This is a genomic window from Arthrobacter sp. 2YAF22_2, from assembly GCF_052114645.1.
Classification (GTDB): Bacteria; Actinomycetota; Actinomycetes; order Actinomycetales; family Micrococcaceae; genus Arthrobacter.
Genome location: NZ_JBFRFD010000430.1, coordinates 1 through 3279, shown reverse-complemented (window position 1 = coordinate 3279; position 3279 = coordinate 1). Strand labels below are relative to the sequence as shown.

The following is a 3279-nucleotide window of genomic DNA, read 5'->3' as shown; positions in this document are numbered from 1 at the left end:
GCCATGGACCGCGTCCGCCTCTGCACAGTGGGTGAATATTTGTTCCGTGAAGATTATCGCGGTTTCGGCGCCGGGCGCTCCACGGCCGCTGGCGCCGAACCGACACCCAGTGGACGGAAAATGATCGGCACGGGCCGCCGGGCGTGGTGAGTTGACTCACGTTTAAATCAGACGTTATCCTCGAGGCAACCGGGGGCCACCCCGCCACCACCTCCAGAAGGACAGCGCGATGACGACTGCAAGCGAATGCATTGAGATCCGCGTCGACAGCCGCCGGTTGCTGGATGACCGGCTCAACGAAGCGGTCCAGGGACTGCAGCGTCTCGCGATGCTCACGGGCACCAACGGCATCCTGCTGACCCGTCACCGGCCCGGCCACTACACCGCCGCCCTCTCGGACCAGGTGCCCTTCGGGATGACGCGGGAAATCGTCCACTAAGCTGCGCCGGCGGGCCCGGGCGGAAACGCGCCGGGCCATAACAGACCAGGTCCCGGGCGGCTGAGCATCGACTCGCCGCCCGGGACCTTTTTGGTTTCCGTTGCCGTTCAGCAGCCGCTGCAGTTCAGCAGCCGTGGCCGTTCACCAGTCGTGGACCGTTCCGTCGACGAGGCGGTTGTAGGGCAGGTAGGCCTGCTGGTACGGGAAGGCCGCGGCGGCTTCGGCGTTGAATTCGACGCCGATGCCGGGGGTCTCGCCCGGGTGCAGGTAGCCGTCCACGAACGTCATGGACTGCTCGAAGACCTCGTTGGTCGCGTCCGAGTGCTGCATGTATTCCTGGATCCCGTAGTTGTGGATCGCCAGGCCCACGTGCAGCTGCGCGGCGAACCCGACCGGGGAAATGTCTGTGGGCCCGTGGAACCCGGACTTGACCTGGTACTGCGCGGCGTAGTCCATCACCTTCTTCAACGGCGAGATCCCGCCGAAGTGCGTGGACGCGGCCCGGACATAGTCGATCAGCTGTTCCTTGATCAGGGCCTGGAAGTCGTACACGGTGTTGAAAACTTCGCCGATCGCCAGCGGCGTCGTCGTGTGGGACCGGACCAGGCGCAGCGCCTCCTGGTTCTCCGCCGGAGTGCAGTCCTCCAACCAGAACAGGTCATAGGGCTCCAGCGCCTTGCCCAGCTTCGCGGCCTGGATCGGGGTCATCCGGTGGTGCCCGTCATGCAGCAAAGGGATTTCCGGGCCGAACTCGTTCCGCACCGCCTCGAACACCGTGGGCAGGTGCCGCAGATACGCCCGGGTGTCCCAGTCCTCTTCCTGCGGGAACGCTCCCCGGCCGGCCGGCTCATAGTCATACCGCTCCCCCGAGGCCTGCGCCTGCGCCGCGACCCCGTACACGGCCTTGATCCCCGGCACCGCGCTCTGAATCCGGATCGACTTGTACCCCAGCTCCAGGTGCTCCCGGACCGAATCGAACAACGACTCCAGGTCCGAACCCGAGGCGTGCCCGTACGCGCGCAACCCGTTCCGGGACGCCCCGCCCAACAGCTGGTACACCGGCATGCCCGCCAGCTTGCCCTTGATATCCCACAACGCCATGTCCACCGCCGCGATCGCGGCCATCGTCACCGGCCCGCGGCGCCAATACGCGCTCCGGTACAGGAACTGCCAGGTATCCTCGATCCGGTGCGGATCCTTCCCGATCAGCAACTGCGCAACATGCTCCCGCAGGTACGCCGCGACGGCCAGCTCACGCCCGTTCAACGTCGCATCACCAATCCCGGTCACACCATCCTCCGTGGTGATCCGCAACGTCACAAAGTTCCGGGAGGGGCTGGTCACAAACACTTCCGCAGCAATAATTTTCACAGTCTGGTCCTGCTTTCTGTGTCGGCCGGAACGAGTCCGGAATCGGGGTTGGGGTGGCTTAGCGCTGGGTGCTTCCGTCCGGAGCTGCAGCCAGCAGCGCCAGTTCCGCGGCGCTGGGCAGGCCCTCGCAGTCCCCGGCGGTGCTGACGGCGAACGCGCCCGCGAGGGTGCCGCGCTGGAGGCGGGCGGCGACGTCGCCGCCGTCGAGCAGTGCGGACAGGTAGCCGGCGGTGAACGCGTCTCCGGCTCCGACGGTGTCGATACTGGTCACCGGCACGGCGGGGGCTTCCCAGCGCCCGGCGGTGGTGTGAACGCCGGCTCCTGCGGCGCCGCGCTTGACCACGACCTCCCGGACACCGCGGTCCAGGAGCTCGGCGGCCATGGCAAGTTCCGCGGCGTCAGTGCCGGCCCCCTCGCCGGCCCCGGCAGCCGCACCGGGGCCAGCGGCGACCAGTTCGAGTTCGTCGTCGGAAGCGATCAAGACGACGGCGTGCCGGGCGAGCGGGGTAAGGACGGCGCGGGCCTCGTCGCGGGACCACAGCTTGCTGCGGTAGTTGACATCGAGGGACACCAACAGGCCCTCGGCGCCGCCGCGGGCGGCTGCGTATTCGACGGTCCGCCGGGCTTCGGGGCTGAGGGCCGCGGTGATGCCGGTCAGGTGCAGGGCCCGGGGGCCGGCGGCGAAGGCCCGGTCGACGTCCTCGCGGCTGATCGTGGAACCGGCGGACCCGGCCCGGTAGTAGTAGGCGCGGCTGATGTCCGCCGTCCGGCGTTCCAGGAACATCACTCCGGTGGCGCGCCCGGCGTCCACCCGGTGCTGCACCGCGATGCCCTCGCTCCGCAGCTGGCGCAGGATGAATTCGCCGTGCGGATCCGCGCCCACCACCCCGGCCCAGGCGACGCTGTGGCCCAGCCGGGCGACGCCGACGGCGACGTTGGACTCGGCCCCGGCCACGTGCATGGCGAGGCTGCCGCCGGCGGACAGCGGACCCGCCGACCGCAGCGAGACCATCGCTTCGCCGAGCGTGAGCAAATCGATGGTCACGGCCGGGGCTCCGTGCCCGGCCGCCGGCCGAACCCGGCGGCCAGGCCAACGAAAGCACGGGCGCGGTCGCGCATCGGGGTGAGGTCGCCGCCCGACCCGGCGTCGCCGAACAGCGGGCCGCCGAGGCCGACGGCGATCGCGCCGGCATCCCAGTAGCCGGCTGCCTCATTCAGTCCGACCCCGCCCACGGCGATGAAGGGGATGCCGGGGAACGGGTCGCGGAGCGCCTTGAGGTAGCCGGGGCCGCCAATAGATGCGGGGAACAGTTTCACTGCGGTGGCGCCGCGGTTCATCGCCTCGTAGGCCTCGCTGGGGGTCAGGGCCCCGGCCAGGACCGCGATTCCCAAGCGGGCGGATTCCTGGATGGAGCCTGCCAGCGACGGCGTCACCGTGAACTGGGCGCCGGCCTCGGCCACGTCTGCCA

Annotated in this window: 4 protein-coding genes; 1 reads left to right on the top strand and 3 read right to left on the bottom strand. The window is 69.4% G+C overall.

All coding sequences use genetic code 11. From position 1 onward, the window contains the following. The first annotated feature begins 229 nt into the window (after positions 1-229). Positions 230-439, top strand: a complete 210-nt coding sequence (locus AB4Y86_RS15345) for a hypothetical protein (protein ID WP_441403056.1) — start codon at positions 230-232, stop codon at positions 437-439. Between the two features lie 141 nt (positions 440-580). On the opposite strand, the gene manD is transcribed toward AB4Y86_RS15345, so the two are convergent. From manD to AB4Y86_RS15330, 3 genes are all read right to left on the bottom strand, one after another. Then, positions 581-1810, bottom strand: a complete 1230-nt coding sequence (manD, locus tag AB4Y86_RS15340) for a D-mannonate dehydratase ManD (RefSeq protein ID WP_441403055.1) — start codon at positions 1808-1810, stop codon at positions 581-583. A 58-nt stretch (positions 1811-1868) separates the two neighbouring features. Beyond that, positions 1869-2855: a sugar kinase gene (locus AB4Y86_RS15335; RefSeq protein ID WP_441403054.1), complete on the bottom strand. Its 987-nt coding sequence runs from the start codon at positions 2853-2855 to the stop codon at positions 1869-1871. Then, a partial coding sequence (locus tag AB4Y86_RS15330; protein WP_441403053.1) for a bifunctional 4-hydroxy-2-oxoglutarate aldolase/2-dehydro-3-deoxy-phosphogluconate aldolase occupies positions 2852-3279 on the bottom strand: 428 nt, incomplete at its 5' end. The genes AB4Y86_RS15330 and AB4Y86_RS15335, both read right to left, overlap by 4 nt.

Bases quoted from the DNA above. Each gene is read 5' to 3' on its own strand.
- AB4Y86_RS15345 (WP_441403056.1), top strand. From the start codon at position 230: ATGACGACTGCAAGCGAATGCATTGAGATCCGCGTCGACAGCCGCCGG.